23 protein-coding genes are annotated in these 19,273 nt (G+C 62.1%); 15 read left to right on the top strand and 8 right to left on the bottom strand.

Annotated features, from left to right (window positions below; all coding sequences use genetic code 11):
* Positions 1-288: 288 nt before the first annotated feature.
* From FQV39_RS03400 to FQV39_RS03390, 3 genes are all read left to right on the top strand, one after another.
* Positions 289-603 carry a hypothetical protein gene (locus FQV39_RS03400; protein WP_149129023.1) on the top strand — a complete coding sequence of 105 codons (315 nt, stop codon included), beginning with the start codon at positions 289-291 and terminating at the stop codon, positions 601-603.
* An 89-nt stretch (positions 604-692) separates the two neighbouring features.
* Entirely contained in the window at positions 693-929 is a 237-nt protein-coding gene (locus tag FQV39_RS03395) for a hypothetical protein (RefSeq protein ID WP_149129022.1), read from the top strand.
* Positions 926-1,819 (top strand): AbiTii domain-containing protein, encoded by an 894-nt coding sequence (locus FQV39_RS03390; RefSeq protein WP_149129021.1) that lies wholly within the window; start codon positions 926-928, stop codon positions 1,817-1,819. The genes FQV39_RS03395 and FQV39_RS03390 overlap by 4 nt, the downstream gene beginning before the upstream one ends.
* Here the strand turns inward: FQV39_RS03390 and FQV39_RS03385 are convergent.
* From FQV39_RS03385 to FQV39_RS03365, 5 genes are read right to left on the bottom strand one after another with little or no spacing between them, the layout of a single operon-like run.
* Positions 1,775-2,401: a hypothetical protein gene (locus FQV39_RS03385; RefSeq protein WP_149129020.1), complete on the bottom strand. Its 627-nt coding sequence runs from the start codon at positions 2,399-2,401 to the stop codon at positions 1,775-1,777. The genes FQV39_RS03390 and FQV39_RS03385 overlap by 45 nt on opposite strands.
* A complete protein-coding gene (locus tag FQV39_RS03380) occupies positions 2,398-5,766 on the bottom strand; it encodes a transglycosylase SLT domain-containing protein (protein WP_149129019.1) in 3,369 nt (1,122 codons plus the stop codon). Before FQV39_RS03380 ends, FQV39_RS03385 begins: the two co-directional genes overlap by 4 nt.
* Positions 5,766-6,272, bottom strand: a complete 507-nt coding sequence (locus FQV39_RS03375) for a hypothetical protein (protein ID WP_149129018.1) — start codon at positions 6,270-6,272, stop codon at positions 5,766-5,768. Before FQV39_RS03375 ends, FQV39_RS03380 begins: the two co-directional genes overlap by 1 nt.
* A complete protein-coding gene (locus FQV39_RS03370; RefSeq protein WP_210251159.1) occupies positions 6,269-6,511 on the bottom strand; it encodes a helix-turn-helix transcriptional regulator in 243 nt (80 codons plus the stop codon). Before FQV39_RS03370 ends, FQV39_RS03375 begins: the two co-directional genes overlap by 4 nt.
* Complete coding sequence (locus FQV39_RS03365; protein WP_149129017.1) at positions 6,508-8,337, bottom strand: hypothetical protein; 1,830 nt, start codon at positions 8,335-8,337, stop codon at positions 6,508-6,510. Before FQV39_RS03365 ends, FQV39_RS03370 begins: the two co-directional genes overlap by 4 nt.
* Positions 8,338-8,508: 171 nt before the next feature.
* On the opposite strand from FQV39_RS03365, the gene FQV39_RS03360 reads away from it, so the two are divergent.
* The 5 genes from FQV39_RS03360 (at position 8,509) to FQV39_RS03340 (ending at position 11,438) form a co-directional block, all read left to right on the top strand.
* The gene (locus FQV39_RS03360) at positions 8,509-9,066 is read left to right on the top strand and encodes a hypothetical protein (RefSeq protein ID WP_149129016.1); all 558 of its coding nucleotides are present in this window, start codon (positions 8,509-8,511) and stop codon (positions 9,064-9,066) included.
* Positions 9,067-9,460: 394 nt separating this feature from the next.
* Positions 9,461-10,024, top strand: a complete 564-nt coding sequence (locus tag FQV39_RS03355) for a baseplate wedge 1 family protein (protein WP_210251158.1) — start codon at positions 9,461-9,463, stop codon at positions 10,022-10,024.
* 15 nt (positions 10,025-10,039) lie between these two features.
* Entirely contained in the window at positions 10,040-10,348 is a 309-nt protein-coding gene (locus tag FQV39_RS03350; protein WP_149129015.1) for a hypothetical protein, read from the top strand.
* Entirely contained in the window at positions 10,321-11,118 is a 798-nt protein-coding gene (locus FQV39_RS03345) for a hypothetical protein (protein WP_149129014.1), read from the top strand. The genes FQV39_RS03350 and FQV39_RS03345 overlap by 28 nt, the downstream gene beginning before the upstream one ends.
* Entirely contained in the window at positions 11,061-11,438 is a 378-nt protein-coding gene (locus tag FQV39_RS03340) for a DUF4376 domain-containing protein (protein ID WP_149129013.1), read from the top strand. The genes FQV39_RS03345 and FQV39_RS03340 overlap by 58 nt, the downstream gene beginning before the upstream one ends.
* A gap of 268 nt (positions 11,439-11,706) precedes the next feature.
* On the opposite strand, the gene FQV39_RS03335 is transcribed toward FQV39_RS03340, so the two are convergent.
* Positions 11,707-12,816: a TylF/MycF/NovP-related O-methyltransferase gene (locus tag FQV39_RS03335; protein ID WP_248313232.1), complete on the bottom strand. Its 1,110-nt coding sequence runs from the start codon at positions 12,814-12,816 to the stop codon at positions 11,707-11,709.
* A 138-nt stretch (positions 12,817-12,954) separates the two neighbouring features.
* Between FQV39_RS03335 and FQV39_RS03330 the strand changes: the two genes are divergently transcribed.
* Positions 12,955-14,298, top strand: coding sequence for an acyltransferase family protein (locus tag FQV39_RS03330; protein ID WP_149129012.1), 1,344 nt, complete (start codon positions 12,955-12,957; stop codon positions 14,296-14,298).
* 319 nt (positions 14,299-14,617) lie between these two features.
* Here the strand turns inward: FQV39_RS03330 and FQV39_RS33015 are convergent, their stop codons facing one another.
* Both FQV39_RS33015 and FQV39_RS03325 read right to left on the bottom strand, forming a co-directional pair.
* A complete protein-coding gene (locus FQV39_RS33015) occupies positions 14,618-14,773 on the bottom strand; it encodes a hypothetical protein (RefSeq protein ID WP_187640151.1) in 156 nt (51 codons plus the stop codon).
* A gap of 193 nt (positions 14,774-14,966) precedes the next feature.
* Positions 14,967-15,551, bottom strand: a complete 585-nt coding sequence (locus FQV39_RS03325; RefSeq protein WP_149129011.1) for an HAD family hydrolase — start codon at positions 15,549-15,551, stop codon at positions 14,967-14,969.
* A 112-nt stretch (positions 15,552-15,663) separates the two neighbouring features.
* Between FQV39_RS03325 and FQV39_RS03320 the strand changes: the two genes are divergently transcribed.
* From FQV39_RS03320 to FQV39_RS34075, 6 genes are all read left to right on the top strand, one after another.
* Complete coding sequence (locus tag FQV39_RS03320) at positions 15,664-16,392, top strand: peptidoglycan recognition protein family protein (RefSeq protein WP_149129010.1); 729 nt, start codon at positions 15,664-15,666, stop codon at positions 16,390-16,392.
* A gap of 46 nt (positions 16,393-16,438) precedes the next feature.
* Positions 16,439-16,741 (top strand): hypothetical protein, encoded by a 303-nt coding sequence (locus FQV39_RS03315; protein WP_149129009.1) that lies wholly within the window; start codon positions 16,439-16,441, stop codon positions 16,739-16,741.
* Positions 16,742-16,767: 26 nt separating this feature from the next.
* The gene (locus FQV39_RS33010) at positions 16,768-16,941 is read left to right on the top strand and encodes a Pam3-gp28 family putative phage holin (protein WP_187640150.1); all 174 of its coding nucleotides are present in this window, start codon (positions 16,768-16,770) and stop codon (positions 16,939-16,941) included.
* Between the two features lie 7 nt (positions 16,942-16,948).
* Positions 16,949-17,308: a hypothetical protein gene (locus FQV39_RS03310; protein ID WP_149129008.1), complete on the top strand. Its 360-nt coding sequence runs from the start codon at positions 16,949-16,951 to the stop codon at positions 17,306-17,308.
* Positions 17,309-17,547: 239 nt separating this feature from the next.
* Positions 17,548-18,606, top strand: a complete 1,059-nt coding sequence (locus FQV39_RS03305) for a methyltransferase domain-containing protein (RefSeq protein WP_248313494.1) — start codon at positions 17,548-17,550, stop codon at positions 18,604-18,606.
* Between the two features lie 72 nt (positions 18,607-18,678).
* Positions 18,679-18,813, top strand: coding sequence for a hypothetical protein (locus FQV39_RS34075; protein ID WP_282570163.1), 135 nt, complete (start codon positions 18,679-18,681; stop codon positions 18,811-18,813).
* Positions 18,814-19,273 lie beyond the last annotated feature (460 nt).

The raw sequence follows: 19,273 nt of genomic DNA, 5'->3' as shown, positions 1-19,273 counted from the left end.
CTCCGCATAGCTTTAGCCTCGCTCTGTGACATTCGCCGACGATAAACTTGAAAAGTGAATGTCTGCAATCGACCCACCCGCGGCTTTCGGAACGTCTGGTAATGGGCAATGTCCTGGCGGCACCAGGAGCCGGTGAGGACAGTGCTGGGAGTTGCAGAACGATGCCCAGCACGCGTCACCGAATTTTTCGGAAACATAGTGAAGCGTGGAACCCTTTCAATTCAGATGCCTAGTAGGCCTCAGGTGGTCTTTGCTACCTAATGCCGATTATTTGCAGGTGCAGTGGGCTTGGCGCTCGCGTCTTGCAACTACGCTGGTTCGGGGACCACCGAGGCCTCTGGCAGTGAGGTGGGCGGCACCGGAAACATCAAATTCACGCACGAGCGAATGGGTGTAAAAAATCACATGCTGATCGTGAGCGCTTCTCCTGGCCTCGGCGAAACCGAAGGTTCGGTCGCTCAGCGCATTAGCGGCTTCGCAAATCGGTTCGCTGCAAAGACTTGCCCCGGTACCTTCGACTTTTCTAAGGGCGCTGACCCCGAGGGGCAGATGTCCGCCCGCTTTATGGAGCGCTCGAAGACCTACACCTTCTCATGCAGTTGAGTTGATGGACGGCAGGCCGGGCGTCAGGCTACGCAAGGGTGAGAAGCGTTCGAGGATCTGCCGTGCCTGATCAGAAGCCTAGCCCCGCCATGACGGCCGAGGATGTCGCAGCGACGGTATCCGCGGCGCTCCTCGCGATGATGGCCGCCATGGGCAACAAGAAGGCTTCGCCGAACGAGCGGCTGGAGATTATCGCTGACGAACTCCGCGGCCTTGTTGCGGGTATGCGGGCGCAGGGAGATACCGGCACTCCAGCATCCGAAGCGATAGAGATCATCGCCGCCATGCTGGAGGCGTCGGCGCCGGACAATGAGGAAACGCCGTGAGCTCTCTCGTCGAGGAGATCCAGCGCGAAGCGATCGACGACAGCGTTCCAGTGTCGGTGCTTCTGCGAAAGGTAAAGCTGGCAGCCTTCAAGCTTGGCTTGGATAGCGTTGAAAATTGGGTTACCGCCGAACTGGATGGTTATGAAGACGATCCGCCTGATTACAGGATCATGCGCGGTACAGTAAAATACAACAATGGTTACGCCAGCTGGCAGACTCTTCTCAGTGATACCTCAAAATTTTCGATGAAGGCAACGGGGCAATCTGTGCCTCAGATCGAAGCAATGCTTCAAGGCGACAAGAATGCTGAATTTCTAATCCAGTATTCCGACAAAATCTGCCGGATGCTCGACGAGGCCTGCGGCGGCATGAGAGCCGTTTACGGCCTCATGATCGATCGATCCCAGCTCATGAGCGTGCTAGCCGCGGTCCGAGGTCAAATTCTCGATTGGGCGATCAATTTGGAGCGCGCTGGTATCAAGGGGGAAGGCATGACGTTCTCGAAGCAAGAGAAGCAAACCGCCGAACAGGGCTCGACATCGATCCACATCGGAACGATTGGCTCGATGAACGGGAACCTTGGTGCGGGAAATTCGATCGATTCATTGGCGGTGGGCGATAACTCTGTCGATTCGGCTCGCTCTGTCGTGTCGCAGCTTCGAGCCAATGCCGATGCTCTCGCTTCCGCTTCCAGCGATAGCGCCCATTTTCTGGACCGGCTGGAAAGATTGGAGCGCCACTTGGCAGAGCCAAAGGCCGACCCCTCTTTCGTGAAGGCCGCGCTCAACGATCTGCGAGCGGCGCTGTCTGGCGCCGCCGGGAATTTGATTGCAAGCGGCGCCGTCTCACTGCTGAACGGCGTGCTCGGTACCGGAATCCCTACGCCTTGAAGCCTCCGCCCGTTCCGCGACCAGCCGCTTGCGGAGCGCGGCCGCCTGGCGCTTCGTCAGCGCCGGGGGCTTCTTCCGCTCCCGGCGTGCTGGCGCGGCCGGCTCGGGTTCGGGGAGCTGCGCCTTAGCTTTCCAACGTGCCATTCTGCCTGCGGCACCGGATGCAAGGAAAGCCTCCCGCTGCTCTGGCGTCATCATCTCCCAGCGCTTTTTTCCACCAAGTCTGCCGCGCTCGGCCAAAATTCTATTGGTTGGAAGACGTTGGGTTATCTCGGCATTTTCGCCTGACAGCTTGACCCTAAGGCCCTGGCTTTTGATTTTTTGAGCTTGAAATTCGCTCTCGGCGATGACGGCAAGACGAAGGCCGAGCGCGCCCATGATCTTGGGCAGCGAGTCCCTGCCCATTCCGCGCGCGTTCTTCGCGTTGGGATTCGTCAGCATCGCCTCGCATTTCGCGAGGTAGCCACCAGGAAGCCCTGCCAGCTGATCGACGTCGGTTTGAGAGAGGCCGAGCTGCATGCGCCGATCGCGCATTGCGCGGACAAGCTGCTCGTAATGATCTGCGGCAGCGAATACCTTCATTGCTGCGCCTCCTGCCGACGCCAGCGGCGGGCGCTCCGCGCGTCCCAGGCAGCGCGCGACGCGACAGCCTCGCTCTCGTCTTGCCGCCGCCTCCGCCACTCCTGTGTCGCCGTCTCTCGCTTCGGCTCCATCACCGCTTCGATATCGCCGCGGAATCGGAGCTGCCGGCCCTGCGCGTCCTGCAGAGGCACGAACATGCCGTTGGGAGCTTGGATAACGATCGGATAGGTCGCGGGCTGCCCGGCGTTGAACTCCGCCTCGGTGCGGGCATCGGGAACAAGCATCCGGCGCGCCGAGAGCAGCCCTTCGGCTTGCTTGACTGCTGCCTTCTTATCAGCGGGCAACTCCAACAGATCCGCGGCCCGAGCGCGCCGCTTGTCGGGCTCGGCAGGCGTCAATCCGAGCAATCGTCGCTCCGGCTCGCCGAGGTCAGCCCCCACGGTCTGCCGAATATCGTAGTCGAGTTGCTTGGCCAACCACTCATGCGAGCCGTTGATGGTCGCGTAGCTCTTCTCCGGCGGGAAGCGCATGAGGGAACCGCCGTTCGTCGGAGAAACGCCCCAGATGCGGCTGATGCGCTGGGTCGCGAGCTCGCGAGCCTTGGCGTCGTCGCCGACCTCTGCAAAGGTCGCGGCATATTCCTCGCGAAAATCGCTGACCAGTCGCTGGGCTTGAGACGGAATAACCGGAGCGCCTGGCGACGAGAACGGCAGCCAGGAGCCGCCGACGTATCCGGCAATGGTGCTCGCCGTCAGCTTCTCCGTTGCGGTCATCGCCGCGTCTTTGAGCTCCTTGCGGGCCTTCTGCATCTGCGGATCGTTGTACTTGGCCTCCTCCCGCGCGAGCTGATCCGCCGTCATGTATTGCGAGCGAACCATCCATGTTGCCATGCGGTTTTCGACATCGCTGCCGTAGAGCTTCGCGAAGCCGTCCGGGTTGCGAAGCCGCTCGCGATCCATGAGCGAGAACGCCACCGACATTTTGCTGGGATCGCCCGAGCGGGACATGCCGATCAGCGAGTCATGCATCTCCTTCGTCGCCATGACCAAGCCGAACTGCTCGGCCGGAAGCGCGCCGAGCTGCTGGGCAAGAATGGATTGCACCGCGGGGGCGCCAGTCGCCCAGACCCGCGATACGGCCGTCAAGTCCTGCGGATCTAGAACAGACTGCGGCATGCCGGTGCGTGCTGAGATCGCCCGGCCGACATCAAGACGAGCGGCTAGCCCCGCTTGCAGCGCGTCCGGCGAAGAGAAGTTCAGCGGCAGCAGGGCGCCAGTTGTCCAACCGCGGCGCGCGGCCTCTTCCCAAGGACGATCCGAGAGGTTCTTAGCCCCCCGCTCGACAGCCGCTTTCGTGGCCTCGGCCTGCATCTGGACGAAAATAGGCGCTCCCTGCGCACGACGCATCACGTCCTGAACAAGCAATGCGCCTGCCGCGCTGCCGGCACTATTGGCCTGCTCGCCTTCGTCCACGCCTCGGATTTTGGCCAAGAGCTCATCACGCTCCCGCCCGAGTCGATCGGGGTTCTGGTTCGCGATCTGGATGGCGCCGGCCAACGTCTGAGCATCGGGCAGGGTTCCCTTGTCGACAGCGTTGGACGCTGCCGAGAGCACGTATTTCGCCGAGTCGATGAGCTCCTTGTTTCCGGCGAGCTGCGACTTCAGCCAGGTTGAGGCGAGATAGGGGTTGGCCGCCATTTGCTGCTGCGTGAACGGCGCTGCAGCCATCGGTGCCGAAGGCGGCGCTCCTGCTGCCCCATCAACGACCCGGATCCACTTCTGCGCGAACTGGCCGGCCGTCATATCGAGCGTACCGCCGTTGCCGAGCACTGCCCGTTCGCCGACCACGTCGACGGCGCGCACGTTCGGGGCTGCAAGTAGCTTCGCCGCGCCGCCTGCGCCTTGCTGATGAGCCAGATACATCTCGCCTTCGGTCGGGTCGCGGCCAAGTGAGCGCCGCAAATAATCACGGTTTGCGACTGTGAAGCGGCCAAATGCATCAGCGTTCGCGGCTGGATCGCGAGCGCTCTGGCCCTGCCCATAGCTCTGCCAGGTTGATGGAATGAACTGGAACAGCCCGGTTGCGCGCGATCCACCATTGATCGCGTTCGGATCGAACCGGCTCTCGATGTGGGCGACGCGCAGCGCGTAGTTGTGGCTGATGCCATAGCGATCGGCCGCCTGCGTGATGACGCCGTGAATGTCCGATGGGGCTACCGGCGCCGTTGTCGCCTGCCGCACCCGCTCCTCGTCCGTGAGGCCGCGGTTCGCCTCATTGCGTCCATAGACCTGCTTCGAGGTCAGAAGCTTTGCCGCCGTCTCCACGTCGCCGAGCCGGGTTGCCGTGTCGATCGCCTGATCAACGGCGCCCTGTGGAATAGACTTACCGTCCTCCATCGCCTTGGCGAGCACGTTGGCCGAGGCTTTGTTCGCGTCGATCTGGGCCTTGTTCTCTCCCTTCCGCATGGCGATGGCATTGCGGCCAGTCTCAAGCAGGCTGTTGCGCTGCGACTCATCCAGCTTGAGATTCGGATTATCGCGGATGTTGTCGACGAGCCACTTCTGCGCGGCTTTATCGCCTTGCGACTCGTAGATGCGCACAGCATCGCCTGTCATGGCAAAGGCGACAGCGCGATCATGCGTCGAACGACGCTCGCTGTCGGCACGCTCCGCAGCAACGCCGAAGAGCGGATTTGCCTTCAACTGCGAATACAAGGCGTCCAGCCTTTCGCTGACCACCCGAAATTCATCCGTTGCGGTTCCGCCCTGCCGCGCGAGCGCGAAATAGTCGTTCGTCGTGTCCTGGATCTGGACGAGAATGGAGTCCTTTGCCTGCGCCGTCTTCCGCTCGGTGAAAGCGTTCGATAGCGAGAGGTAATGCTGCTCCCGAAGCTTATTGAGCTCGAACTGCACCAGCGGCCGCAACTCAGGGCCGAGGCTCTTCCCAAGCGACTTCACATAGGACGTGGCTTCCGCATCAAAGGCTGCAGGATTATCCGCATGCTTGCTGCGGATCGCTTGAAGTTCGCGCCTTGCATCCGCCTCATACTGCGATACGACGCCTTGCGTCGCCGCATGGTTGAACGCCTGATCCGACTTCGAGAGCGCGAACGGCTTAAGCTCGACGGTGGGATTGCCCCGCTCGTCGCGACCGACCGCCGCAAGGCCGGCCGCCTGGGCTTGAGGGACCGAAGCCGCATCGACTTTCTCGCCGAGCGTGCCAAGCGCCTCGCCGAGACCTTGCAGCGCCCGAGCCTGCTCGACATAGGGCTGCACCATCTGGGCGCCGCTGATCTGCGAAGTTGGCGTTGCGGCGAGCCCCGGCTTGGGAGCGCGGGCGCCGGAAGCTTCCAGAATATCGACCATCAGATATCCACCGCGTCGCGCGAAACCTGCGGGCGAATGACGCGAGGTCCTTCAACCTCGCCTCTGAGGTCAATCACGTAGCCCGCGATCACGTTCTGACCGCCGTTGATGGTGACGCCGCCAGACACCTCATCGCCGCGGCCTGCGAGGATGCGCGCAGCCTCTGTCGAGACCTTCTGCTGAGCGGCTGACGCACCATCCTGCAGGCCGCGATCCCTGATCGTCGTGAGCAGCAGATGGTTCCGAGCGCGCTCACCTTCCGTGAGCAAGTCGCACTGCCTCAGGTATTCCTTGCGCACAGCAGGGTCGGCCATCAGACGCCGAGCACGCCGGACATTGACGCCGGCAGCTTGGGCCGCATCAGAAAGCTTCTCGCCGAGCACTATATGTTCGAGGAATTTCTGCACCTTCGGGATCGACAGCACGGTGCGGCCGCCGTCCGTGACGCGCGCACGATGCGCCTGCGGTGGTCGCACCTTCTGATCGACGGTCAGATCGCGGATCATGCGCGTTCCTCGTTGGCAGGCACGACGCGGCGCCGGCCCAGATAGGCGTCGATGTCGGTGGGGTCGTAACGGACCGCCCGGCTTACCTTGAAGAAGGCAGGGCCTCGGCCGAGATTACGCATCCGCTTGAGCGTGCCCGGCTTCAGGCCGAGACGCTCAGCGGCTTTCGTTTCCGTCAGTTGCGGTCGTGCATCTTGAGCAAGGAGCATCTTGGCCTCCATCGACAGCGACCCGGTCACGAAATGTAGCCAGCACGGCGAATTTCGTTCTCCAGCCCGAGCACACGCCGCCGCACCTGTACGAGGTCCGTGCGCAAGGCGACGATCTCGGCTTGGCTGTAGGTTGGGCTGATGGTTGGCGTGCTGTTGCTGTCGAAAGCGCCGCTGTCTACGAAGCCTGTGCCGGCGATCCAGGTGGCGTGCCGCGTCTCGTCGACGGTCGCGCTCCCGCCGTTGACGAGCAGACCGGGACCGCCGCCAGACGCCTTATTCCCCTTGCCGACGCGAATGTTGCTGGAACCGGCGATGATGCGGATGTCAGCCAAGCCTGCCATCGCTGCGCTGATCCGGAAGTCGTTGTTGTCGATATTGCTGCCGTTGCAATTCGCGAGTCGGATATTGGCGACGTTCCCAGTCGCTGCAAACGTCGTCAGCGTGTTGAAGCAGATGTTTGTACCGAGGCAGGTCGCCGCGCCGCCATTGATGTCGATCAGCGCGTTGTTGCTGCCGGGATTGTCCGTTCCCTCGATTTGATTGAAGAACATATAGGTCGAAGCCGAACTATCGACCTTGGCAGCGCCAGCGCCGCACAGGAAGGTGCAGCCGAGAACCTGGAAACCGCCAGCTTGACCGCCGGCACCGTTCACTAGATTGACCGACAGACCGAGCGTGGCGGTCTGGAAGCGGCTGCCGAAGAACTGGATCTGATCGCCAGAACCTTGCAGGTCGACGAGGTTCTGGAAGGCGCAGTCGAGGAAACTGGCGACGGTCAGTCCGCCATTCACATTCTGCGCCGGGTCGTTGAAGTGGAAGAAGGAGCGGGCGTCGGCAATGGCCGAACGGCCAAACTTGATATGTTCGAAGCGCGGTTCGGCGAGGTTCGCGCCGGCCGTCGTGGTCAGGACATAGATGCCCTGCTTGAACCTGCTCGTCCCGTTCGAGAGATCGCCGAAATAGATATCGCGGAACACCGAGCTATCGATATTGCCGGCCGGATCGATGCGAAGGCCCGCCGCGCTGGTCGGAAAGCCGAGGACACCGTCAATTGCTGTTCGCGTACCCGCCGCGCCAATGATCGCGGTCGGATGCGTCGTACGCAGCCCGTAGGACGGATTGTCAGGATTGGCCGCGACCCGATACTGCCCCGGATCGAGCTGCAAAATGAAACCGTTGGTGTCGCAGTACGTGATTGCCGCTTGCAGGTTCGCGCGCTGCTCGGAACCGTCTGCAATCGCGCCGAACTCGCGAGCATAGACCATGCGCCGGAACAGTTCCGTCAAGCGCAACGGTACGCCTCCGCCCGGCCGACCTAGCACAGTGATCTTGTCTGATTGGATGCCATCGGCGTCCGTAGGAGGCGTCGCCACCTTGGCGTCGGTCACCGTTCCGTTGGCCGGTGTGCCGAGCTGCGTGGCGTCCTCCAGGATAGCCAGGGCGTCCGTGACCGCCTTCTGAGCCGCAGACACATCCACGCGATCGACGTCACGGCGCAGCTCCTGACCCACAGCCGTCAAGGTATTCAGAGCGGCGTTGAGATCGCGCGCCGGGACGCCGCGGCCTTCCTGAAACTGCGCGACACGGCGCGGCAGCCGCTTCCCGTCAATGACCAGCGCGCCGGTAACCGGCTCCGCGAGAGTGATGGAGCCATCGATCCACGTCGTAGGCGAGCCATAAAAGCCCTCCTCAATCGTTCCCGAGAAGGTCCAGCCCGCCACCTCAACGCCATCGAGCGTGACGCGCAGATCAGCGCCGGTGCCATCGAACACCGGAAAATCGAGCGGGAATGGTCCTGCCGAATTGACCGGCGAATATGTGACCGAGCGTGACGAGGTTGGAATCGAGACCATGGCGACCTTCCGTTGTCACCACCGTCCCCCGCCATCCCCAAACGTGCACCGCACACGCGGAAGCCTTGACAAGGCCGCCGCATATGTTCCTATTTTGTTCGCATGTTAGGAATGGAGGCCGCGATGGTCCGTCGCTCAGTTCGGAGCTTGCACCCGCACGTCGCTGCAGAGATGCGCGCCGAAACCCTGGCGTTCCAAACAAGGGTTCGGACGTGGGCCGGCTCGATTCCGATCGACACGCCGACGATGGTCGCGCTGGAGGTGCTGAACGACGTCGCTGGCGTGACCGCGCTGCCGGGGATGGTTACCGGCATCGGGACGCCGACGCGAGGCTGGCAGAGTGTCACCAACTCGGCTGCCGCAGTTATTGGCCAGCCCGTCGAGCTCGACGCCCAGCTTCGCAAGCGCCAAACCGTCTCGACGGCGCTGCCTTCACTTACCGTCTTCGAAGGCACCATCGGCGCCGTGGCATCCATCACCGGCGTCGATCGCCTGAAGGGATACGAGAACGACACCGGGACGACAGATGCCAACGGCATCCCCGCGCATTCCATCTCGCTGGTAGTGCAGGGCGGCGATGCCACGGCTATCGCTCAAGCCATTGCGGCGAAGAAACGCCTGGAACCGGGACGTACGGCACGACGAGCGTCACGATCACCGACGAATACGGCGTTGCTCGATCGATCCACTTCTACCGGCCGACAACCGCGACGATCAAAGTTGCCCTGAACATTACGGCTCTCACCGGCTACACGACCGCGATCGAGACGGCGATCAAGCAAGCAATCGTCGACTGGGTCAACGCGCTGGAGATCGGCGAGGACGTCGAGTTCGCTGAGATTTACGTCCCGGCCAACCTCAACGGCCTGCCAGATCGGCGGACCTACAAAATCAACTCGATAACGATCGCCAAGAATGCGGGCACTCCCGGCACTTCCGACCTCGTGATGGCATTCAACGAGGCGGCGAGCGCTTCGCTGACCGACATCACCATCACGGTTGCGCCCTAATGGCTGACGTCGATTCGTATCTCGGGCTCATCACGAGCTACCATCGAGGCAAGCCAAAGTTCGCCGCGATGATCAAGGCTCTTGTCGAGCCGATCGTAGCTCAGTAGGCGTTCATGCAGCACCTGCCGCTTGATTTCGATCTTGATCAGGCAATCGGTGTTCAGCTCGATAAAGTTGGCGAGTGGGTAGGGCGGACGCGTTTCGTGAGCGTCCCGATCGCGAATGCGTGGTTCTCGTTCGACATTGCGATGCGAGGCTTTGATCGCGGCGTCTGGTATCAACCGCAGTACGACACGCCGGCCGGCATCACGCGCCTCGACGACGATACCTATCGGACGCTGCTGCGGGCCAAGATCGCTGCGAACAACTGGGACGGGACGCTCCCGAGCGCGAAAGCGGCGCTCGAGATCCTTTTTCCAGACGGCGAGACGACGATCCTCGTCATCGACAACCAGGACATGACGATCACGTTCGGCGTGACCGGCGTAATCCCATCCGCCCTGTTCATTGCGCTGCTGTTGCAGGGATATCTCCCGCTTAAGCCTGAAGGGGTGAGGGCGGATTACCTGATCACCACAGTCGACGGCCCACTCTTCGGCTTCGACGTCCAAAGCAGCCTGATCGCGAGCTTTGACACTGGCGCCTGGGGTGCGCCGCCCTCGTACTTCACCGCCTGATCCTCGGAAACGTTGATGCTAACCAATGACTTCCTGCCGTTTGCCGCGGCGGGCGGAGCGAATGTGCTTGCGCAAGCCGATTGGCTCGCGCTCGCCGCTCGCCTGTCCGGCTATACAGCTGGTGTCGTGAACTCTGCCCAGATCAATAAGGGGCTACGCCAGACTGCGGCCGTTGCTGCTGCTTTCGGGCAGTTCCTGAACGATTACGGCGGCCTTGACGCGCTTGACGACGGCAACATCGCAATCTGGTTCGCGATCTCGCGCGATCGATCCAAAGCGGAATATGCGCCTACGGCGTGGCTGCCGGCACCGCAAATGCCCTGACCGTCACGCTGACGCCCCAACCAGCGTCGTGGGCCAGCCTCGTGGGCGCGCCGCTCAACATCCTGCTCACCGCGACCAATACGGGCGCCGCAACCCTCGCCATCAACGGCTTGTCCGGGACCAAGCCGATCCTGAGACCGGGCGGCGCGGCACTAGTCGCCGGTGACCTTGGCGCGGGCGGCATCCTGCGCGGCATCTACGATGGGGCCGCTATCCAGTTGGCGGGACTGACGCAGGTCAGTGCCCGACAGACCGTCCCCGGCACTTACGCTGGTGTTGCCGCAAACGGGGCTATTCAAGCGAACGGCGGGGCGGCCGGAACCGGCGGCTCAGGCGGCATCATCGCGCGATCCGGTATGGCTGGCGGTATCGCTTACCCCATTGGTTCCGGCCAGTTTGTGCTGGCGCAGGGCGGCCCCGCATACACGTCAAATTTCACCTACACTATCGCTACCGGCACGGCTTCCAATGGCGCTACGGGGCATGTTCCCTGGCGGCGGCGCATCTGGCGGCGCGCTTTCCGGATCGGGTGGTCAGGGTGCTGGCGGCCAGGTCATTCTCGAATTCTGAGGTCCATCATGGCGCGCTATGCCCGCATCGCTGACAGCCGCGTGGCCGAGATCATCGAGCTTGACGGCCTCGAGCCGTCGGCTGTGTTTCATCCGGACATCTCTGCCTCCATCGTCCCGGCGAATGCCGCGGCTGAGGCCGGGTGGTCCTATTCCAATGGCAAGTTCACGGCGCCCGCGCCGCCTGCGCCGCCGAGCTGATCTCCTACGCGGCGTCGACTCGCTTCACCAAGGAAACCGGCGGCATCGAAGTTGCGGGCTCACCGATCGCAACGGACCGCGAAAGCCAAGCGATGATATCCGGTGCATTCGCCTTGGTGCAGGCGCAGCCGGACACAACGATCCGGTTCAAGACGCCGACTGGCTTCGTCGCGCTAACGGCGGCGCAAATGTCCGCAGTCGCTGTATCAGTCGCCCAGCATGTCCAGGCTTCCTTCGGCCTTGAGGCGGATATCGCGGAGCAAATCGAGGCTGGCGAGATCACGACGACAGCCGAGATCGACGCGCTGTTCGGCGGCTGAGCGGCCCAGAATATCAGCCCACGGGAAGAGCTTCAGAGCCTTCGCCCAAGTGCCACTCTGCCTGTGCAACATGGCCACCGCGCGCGCGAATTTCGCCTGAATTGAACTGAATTTCGAAATCGGGCTTCTCTCGCAGGCGGCGGAAGGTCTTGGCGATGGCCGCCTCCGCCGCTGGTATGTCCCCAGCGGCAAGGCTGGCGACGGCATGGTCAAAACACTGCCGGCCCAAAGCCCGCCCAATGCTCGCCTCAACACCCGTGCCCCCCAATCAGGCAGGAACTTGCCACCAGACTGCGGCATCGTCGACAGGCTCCATGACAGCCGTGATCCCGTGCTGATCGCGGAAGTCGTGGATGGCCTTGGCGCAAGCCGGGAGCACATAGTCATCGACGATCACGAAACCGCCCGGCGAGACCTTGTGATATAGCGCGTTGAGAGCGTCCATCGTGCTTTCGTACATGTCGCCATCGAGCCGCAGCACGGCCAGCTTATCGACGGGGGCAGTCGGAAGCGTGTCCTTGAACCAACCCTCCAGGAAGACGACCCGATCGTCCAGCAGGCTGTAGCGGCGGAAGTTTTCCGCCACATCATCGCGCGAGATCGCGAGCTCCGCGACGGTGTAGTGCTGATCGCCCTTATCGGCTGGATACGCGGCTTCATCCGGCGGCGGCAGGCCTCGGAAACTGTCAGCAACGAAAACCCGGCGGGTCTCGTCACCATGAGCCTTGAAGATGCCCTTGGCGTAGATGCAGGCGCCCCCACGCCAAACGCCGGTCTCGATGAAGTCGCCGGGGATCTGATCCGCGATTGCGCGTTCAGTCAGGTTGCGCAGGTTCCGCATGCGCGCGGTACCGATCATGGTTTGCGCGGTGCGCGGCCAGTCGCGGCCGATCGAACGCCGGCTCGGGTCATAGACATCCTTCGCCCAAGGCGCCTCAGACTCATCGGCAAAAAGCGTGCCGGTCAGCGCAGCCTCCAGCAGGTCAAGGTACATGTCGCGCCCGACAGAGCTGCTGCCGCCATCGGCGTTTCGCGCCAGACGATCCCGCAGCGAACGAAACCCCTCGGTCTGCCCGCTGCCAATTGCCGTCATCTGCGCTTGCAGAAGTGGCAACTGGGCTCTCAGTTGATCGCCAGTATGCGCCGCAACCTCGATCAATTCAGCCCGAGCTAAAACTGCTTCCGCAACCTGTTTCTGTAAATCTTTGATCTCCCTATGTGCGACTTGCACCTGATGCTGCGATGCAGACAGTTCGCCTTTGAACTGCTGTGTCAGAGCCTCAACATGATTTTTGGTCTCAGAAAGCTGACTGACGAGCAATTCGCGATGCTCGATAAGCCGCGCGATAGGCGGGATCGATTTGATAAGAGTACGCATGCGCCTGCCTACTGCCGGTTCTCAAGGTGGGGGACGATAGCTGCCTAAGCGGCCTCTCTATCGCTCTGCAGAAGACGTTTCAACGGTTGGCATAGCGCTCCCACAGCGACTACCGCCTCATCCCATCGGAGCATTGAAATGGTGACCTTCAAGGACGCTCTGAGGCGCCTGGACGATATCGATTTGCCTCGGATCGGAGCGACGATCGGCGTTGGCGACACCGTTCAGGCGCACATCAATCAGGCCTTCCTGAAACGAGGCGAGATGAATATGGCCATCGACACTGGCGAGGCACGGCCACGACCGAGATCGACGCGGCTTTCGCCAATTTACTTCGGGATTGAGGACCACTATTTTGCCGCCGCCCAGAAAGGGCAGGGGGCAAGATGCAAACAAATGTTAAGTCGTAATCGTAGCCTCGACGGCCTGAGAGGCGTTGCGGTAATTCTTACCTTCTTGGTCCACTTTTGCGGAACGTATATGGCGACCTTCCGGGGAGGAAACCCGAATGTTGTCCGCTTTGGCGAATGGAATGAGCCGCTAGATCGTTTACTTTACTGGCTTTTTCATTCTCACCACGGTGTTTATATCTTCTTCATGCTCAGCGGCTTTCTCATTTGCCGCATCGCGCTCAAGTCGCCCTTCCGGTACATCGCGTTTGTCGGCAAGCGATTGGTACGGGTCTACCCGGCATTCTTGCTAGCGCTGGCAGTTTGTGCCGCCTTAGGGCCGTTTCTTCTTATCCCACCGCCGACCTGGGGAATGGTGGGTATGAATCTTTTCTTCCTCAACGGGGTGCCGTCGCTGGCCGTCCCCGGTATCGTTTTTAACAACGTCACCTGGTCTCTCTTCTACGAGATGGCGTTCTATCTCGTTTTCCCGCCGGTCATCATGGCGGCGCGGAGGGCCGGCATACCCGTCCTTCCGCCAATCATCTTTGCAGGTTTGGCGGCGGCCTACCTGCCTATGATCGTCGGGTTCTATGCCGAATTCTTCCTGTTCCTGTTTGCTGGGGCGGCGGTCGCAACCCTTAGCCAGACGGCCGTTAAAGCTGTCGCCGAGGCTTTCCCTGACTATTCGGTGATCGCCCTCTATCTGCTCATCACGAGCCTATTCACAGTCGGCTTGTTGACGACATCGCAGTTCGTTTGGGCCTTCGCTGGGTGCGGATCGGTGATTCTTTGCAAGGCGATTGATGGGCAAAGCGAGATGGCTCGGGCCTTGGCCTGGAAGCCCTTCTCTCAATTGGGTCGCATCTCCTACTCGTTCTATTTGCTCCATTCGGTCGCTATCAGCCTCGTCTTCAAGGAATGGTGGGTGCTGTACATCTATCGTCTGGGGCCGGTCGTGAACGCGGCTTATCTGGCCGCTGTCGCTTTCATCGGCTCTGGGCTTTTTGCCTGGATATCGTATCAAATAGCCGAGCGGTTCTATTTCAGGGGCCATGCTCCGGTCGACGTGCGCGCGGCTGAGCCCGCCTGACGTTCATTCAAGCGGCCTCTTTTCCTACAATCAGCCAGCCGCCTTCGGGCGGCTTTTCACATCCGGAGCACATCAACTGGCGCCATTGATGTGGCCATCACGTCAGAATAGAACCTTCCACAGTCCCCAAAGGATCAGGCCGAGCCAAGCTGCCGTCCCTACGGCGAAGATGGCCATGTGGAGCGCGGTGGGCATCATCGCGAGCCCCTCCTGCAAACGCCCCAGCCGAAAGGTTGAGGCAGGGCCAGCCTCTACACTCCCACAACGCTCGGTGCAGACGGCGGTTTCCTCCCGCGTTTGAGGAAGACGAGGTGGTGGCTCAATCGCTCGTCGCGGGTCGTGGCGGGCAGTCCAGCAGGACGATGACAGACCCCTTCGGCGCTTTGGCACAACTCTCCTGCTTCGTCGGCAGGCCATTGGTGCTCACAAGCAGAAGGCAGATTGCCGCGCCGGCAACGACAGAGGCGTAAATCATGCGCTTTCTCCGATCCTTCGATCGGCCGATGAGAGGCGCTTGCAATGGCCATTCGGTGATCCCGATGCAGCGCCTCTGCGATCATTCTGTGACCAGCCACACCTGATTTCCCCGCCCGCTCGCGCGGGCTTTTTCACATCCGGAGCATCGACATGGACACGACCGCTATCCAGCGGGCGGGGGCCTCACTCGGTTAGAGGGAGCGTACATCGAAGGCGTGCATGCCTGCTCGTTCTGCCGCCTCGAGGCCTTGGGGGGAATCCTCGAAGACTACACAGAGCGTTGGTTCAATCTTGAGCCTTCGGGCGGCTTCGAGAAACAAATCAGGGGCAGGCTTTGGCTTTGCGACGTCCTCGATCGTTACTACGGTGCTGAACAGAGGAGCCAACCCAGTCGCCTGCAAGCATGCGGAAACAATTTGACGCGATCCGCCCGATGCGACGGCCATTGGTATCGACCCCTGGTGAGCGCGAGCGATACCGGCCACTGCGGTAATCTCCTGTACGGCAGCGACGTCCATGATGAACCTTTGCCGCATGAGGTCGATGACCTGCAAGCGGTCGACGGTGACGCCATGATCGGCATCGAATAGATCCATCAGTGCGTGCTCAGAATGGCCGGCCCGCTCAAGATACCAGTCCCGTTGCATAGTTTGTCCCGACGGCTGGAAGCCATGTGCCCAAGCGTTCGCGTAGAGCGGGAGCGTGTTCACCAGTGTCCCATCACAATCGAAGATGAGAGCTTGGGTGCCGGATGGGATTTCGAGCTTGCTGACCATCAGCCGGCTATATCGACGCCTGTAGCCTTCGTCCAACGTGGAAGTGGTTGCTGGCGCTCTCTTTAGACGAGCCAGCCCGCATTCAGCGGGCCACTAGTTCCGGAGCATCGATATGAACACTCGCGAGGTGCAAGCCGCGCTGGTCGCGCTCGGCTATTCGCTTGTCGTCGATGGCGTCATGGGGCCGAGGACGAAGACTGCTGTGCAAGCGTTCCAGCGCGGGCGAGGGCTGGCCACAGACGGCATCGTCGGACCGCTGACGATCGCGGCCTTGCAGGAGACGGAAGCTGCGAAGAGTGGTGCGGGTCAGCCGTTAGCGGGGGTGCTACCGGCCGACTGGATGCCAGCTGCCAGAATGAATCGGGTGATCGTCCACTGGACCGCCGGCGTCCATCGAGCTTCTGGGCTCGACCGCACCCACTATCATATTCTGATCGAGGGAGACGGGCATCTGGTCCGTGGTAGTAGCTCGATCGCGCTGAACGACGCCGGCGGTGCGAAAAAGGGCTACGCCGCACAAACGTTGAACTGCAACACGGGTTCGATTGGTGTCTCGCTCTGCTGCATGGCCGGCGCGACCGAGAGCCCGTTCAACGCCGGCAGCGCGCCGATGACGCGCGTGCAGTGGGAGGCTCTGCCCGCCGTGCTAGCGGATCTCTGCCGGCGCTATTCCATCTCGGTCACGCCGCAGACGGTGCTCTCGCACGCCGAGGTGCAATCCACGCTCGGCATCGCTCAGCGCGGCAAGTGGGATATCTCGCGCCTGGCCTTCGATCCTTCGGTCGTCGGCGCCAAGGCCTCCGGCGATCTGTTCCGCGCTGCTACTGCAAAGCTTCTCTGATCCCGCAGCGGCCGGGCCTGCCGCTTCCTCACCTCGGAGCATCATCATGAAACGTACCGTCCTGGCGCTCGGCGCCTTGGGCGCGCTGGCGCTCGCCGGCTGCCAAACCCTCGACAGCCGGATTGCGGAGATCAGCGACCGCCTGTCTGCCCGCTGTGCCGATCTGCAGACGGCCGCGCTCGCCGTCGACCTGTTCGCGCCGGAGAAGGTGCGCGCCGCGGCGCGGCAGGGACAGGTCGTGCTCTCTCAGTTCTGCGCCAAACCACCCCGCACCGCCGCCGATCTCGCCATCGCCATCGGTGAGACGATCAAGGCCCTGCAGGCGATCGAGGCCGCCAAGCGCGGCTGAGCCTTCCTCGAAACACGGAGATCGAAATGAATTGGGATTCCGCGCAGCAGATCCTGCGCATCCTCCTTCAGGTCGGCGCCGGCGCGCTGGTCTCGAAGGGCATTCTCACTGAGGAGATGGCCGCGACGGCGACGGGCGCTGTGCTCTCGCTCGCCGGCGTGGTGTGGTGGGCCTACTGGAACCGCAAGCGGGCGGCCTGACGCAGACATGGCCGGCCAGCGTAGCGCCTTGGAGCGCATCACCGCCCTTGAGGAGCGCGTCGACGGACTAAAAGGAACGATCGACGTGCTGACCGAGAAAATCGACCTTCTGCTCGACCAAGGGGCGCAGCGTGGCGAGGCCATGACCGAGATGCGCTCCGATATCACCCGCCTCAGAACGAGTGTGGCCGGGCTCAAGACCGATACCGCAATCATTCGCAATGGCGTCATGCTCGCGCGTGTTGGTGGTCGGCTAGGTCGCTTCTTGATCTGGATTGCTCCAATCGCTGTGGGAGCGTTCGTCTGGCTGGGAGATCGCTGGGACCTGCTGGTGAGCTTTATCCGGGGCTCGGGGCGAAGTCCCTGACGAGATCGAGCGGCTGACCGCCGCAAGATGGACTGGCCGGCCTAACCGGCTTCTCTCTGTCGAACTAGGCCCGGTCTCCGAAAGGGACGGGCCATTTTTGTTTCAAGGGAGTGGCCGAGGCGGGGGGATTGCAGGCGGCGTACCGAGTCGAAGTGGTCAGCGTGAAATGGCAAGACTTGCCTCCGTGAGTCGATACCAGATAGGGAGACGAAAAGCGGCCGTCGCCGGGGGCGCTGTTGGTGCGTGTCGAGGTCGCGCGGACTGACGTGGATAAGGATGAGCGGCGCGATCGGGGGGCGGCCGTGCCTGTGCAAACTCTGGCTCAACTGGTGGGTCAACTGCCGGCGCCGCTGCGCAAGGCGTTGCGGCGCGCCATCGGCGGCCAGGGCCATGCCCAGCACTGGACACACGCTCTCTGGGCTTGGCACCGGGCCCGAGGCGACAAGCGTGTCGACCGCATCGCTCCCGGGCTCGCCGCCCTGATCCGAGACACCTGCGGCTCCGTTGAGGGGCTTTCCTGCCTTGAATTCGGCAGCGGGCACCTGCTCTCGGAGGCGCTGGTCTTCTGGCTGGCCGGGGCGACACGGGTCGTGGCTGTCGACTATTATCCCCTCTTGCGTCTGCATTTCGCGCGCCGCGCCTTCACGTTGGCCGGCCGCGACGCGCTGCTGGCGGCTCTGGCGCCGGTAGCGTCGGCAGCGACCGTTACGGAACGAATCGCCCGCCTCGATCAACTCGGCGATTGGACACTGGAGGGTCTTTCAGAGCTGGGGATCGACTACCTTGCCCCGGCTGATTTTTGCCGGGAGACGGAATTTGCCGGCACCTTCGACCTCATCCACTCCGCCTCCGTGCTTGAGCATCTGCCGCTCGCCGACAGCAGGGCCATCGTCGCCAACACGCAGGCCGCATTGCGCCCGGGTGGCCTTGCCCTGCATGCCATCCATCTCGAGGACCATCTCGATTTCCGGCACAATCCGCTTGCCTTTCTCGCTGCCGACACCGACTGGCGGGAAGGAGACGCTGATGCGCGCGGCAATCGCCTGCGTGCGTCAGACTGGTTGCGCATCTTCCGATCACTGCCGGCTGCGCAGGTCGAGATTCTGTGGGAGGTCGTGCGCGAAGACGCCCCGCTGCCGCGCATCCTTGATCCGGTATTCGCGGGCTACGCCGAACGCGATCTGCGTATCGGTGGCATCATGCTCGCGGTGCGCTCCAGCGCCTGGGCCGCCGAAGCGGTGCGCGGGCCATTCTTGGAAGGCGGTAGGGAGCCGGCGACCCTGATGCTATCGAGGTGAAGGCGTGGTTTTTGCTTTCGTATCGTTACCGCTCCGCCGCGTTGACGCAATGGAGCCTGGAGGGGTCGAGCTGTGACGGACATTCTGTTCGCTGTGGCGCTGGGCTTGGTGGCCTCGTTTGCCGTTGACCTATTTACCGGCACTGTTGCCACAGGCTTCGTTTTTTCGGCGATCAAGCTTTTCAGAATTGCGTTCAGAGATCACTGATCGCTGACCATGAGCCTAAGGTGTGCGAAAAATGCCGATGATGGTCGTAGCTCTGCTTTAGACGGCCGGACAGAAAGTAAACTTGGTCCGGTCGCCGAAAAGGGATCGGGCCTTTTCTCGTTTCAGGTGACGCCGCGCAGCCGCCATGCGAACGCGGCGCGTTTCGGCCAGTTCGCTTCTCGCTTGGAGAGCGTTCGCAAATCGGAACTTCCTCGCCGAGCAGCGGTTGTCACCGTGCGGTTCGGAAGCTCGACGGACCGCCAAATGCCGTATCCTCGCTGGAGGATGACGATGCAGAGTCGAACCAAAAGCCGCACATTCCCAGCATTGGAACGAATCGAAACGCCCGAACAATTTCGCGATGCTCTTGAGCGCTTGCGATGCGTCGAGATCGCGGCTGAGGATTCTCCGAGAGGACGGGAGCGTGCCGAGTTAGAGATCAGCATCTGTCGCTATCTCG

The organism is Bosea sp. F3-2, assembly GCF_008253865.1.
In the GTDB taxonomy this organism is placed as follows: Bacteria; Pseudomonadota; Alphaproteobacteria; order Rhizobiales; family Beijerinckiaceae; genus Allobosea.
Note: the sequence above shows the minus strand (reverse complement) of the source record. Positions and strands in the feature narration are given on the sequence as shown.

Bases quoted from the DNA above. Each gene is read 5' to 3' on its own strand.
- FQV39_RS03375 (WP_149129018.1), bottom strand. From the start codon at position 6,272: ATGATCCGCGATCTGACCGTCGATCAGAAGGTGCGACCACCGCAGGCG.
- FQV39_RS03380 (WP_149129019.1), bottom strand. From the start codon at position 5,766: ATGGTCGATATTCTGGAAGCTTCCGGCGCCCGCGCTCCCAAGCCGGGG.
- FQV39_RS03325 (WP_149129011.1), bottom strand. From the start codon at position 15,551: ATGGTCAGCAAGCTCGAAATCCCATCCGGCACCCAAGCTCTCATCTTC.
- FQV39_RS03330 (WP_149129012.1), top strand. From the start codon at position 12,955: ATGGTGACCTTCAAGGACGCTCTGAGGCGCCTGGACGATATCGATTTG.
- FQV39_RS33015 (WP_187640151.1), bottom strand. From the start codon at position 14,773: ATGATTTACGCCTCTGTCGTTGCCGGCGCGGCAATCTGCCTTCTGCTT.
- FQV39_RS03320 (WP_149129010.1), top strand. From the start codon at position 15,664: ATGAACACTCGCGAGGTGCAAGCCGCGCTGGTCGCGCTCGGCTATTCG.
- FQV39_RS03315 (WP_149129009.1), top strand. From the start codon at position 16,439: ATGAAACGTACCGTCCTGGCGCTCGGCGCCTTGGGCGCGCTGGCGCTC.
- FQV39_RS33010 (WP_187640150.1), top strand. From the start codon at position 16,768: ATGAATTGGGATTCCGCGCAGCAGATCCTGCGCATCCTCCTTCAGGTC.
- FQV39_RS03385 (WP_149129020.1), bottom strand. From the start codon at position 2,401: ATGAAGGTATTCGCTGCCGCAGATCATTACGAGCAGCTTGTCCGCGCA.
- FQV39_RS03360 (WP_149129016.1), top strand. From the start codon at position 8,509: ATGCGCGCCGAAACCCTGGCGTTCCAAACAAGGGTTCGGACGTGGGCC.
- FQV39_RS03395 (WP_149129022.1), top strand. From the start codon at position 693: ATGACGGCCGAGGATGTCGCAGCGACGGTATCCGCGGCGCTCCTCGCG.
- FQV39_RS03310 (WP_149129008.1), top strand. From the start codon at position 16,949: ATGGCCGGCCAGCGTAGCGCCTTGGAGCGCATCACCGCCCTTGAGGAG.
- FQV39_RS03365 (WP_149129017.1), bottom strand. From the start codon at position 8,337: ATGGTCTCGATTCCAACCTCGTCACGCTCGGTCACATATTCGCCGGTC.
- FQV39_RS03335 (WP_248313232.1), bottom strand. From the start codon at position 12,816: ATGCGTACTCTTATCAAATCGATCCCGCCTATCGCGCGGCTTATCGAG.
- FQV39_RS03355 (WP_210251158.1), top strand. From the start codon at position 9,461: ATGCAGCACCTGCCGCTTGATTTCGATCTTGATCAGGCAATCGGTGTT.
- FQV39_RS03350 (WP_149129015.1), top strand. From the start codon at position 10,040: ATGCTAACCAATGACTTCCTGCCGTTTGCCGCGGCGGGCGGAGCGAAT.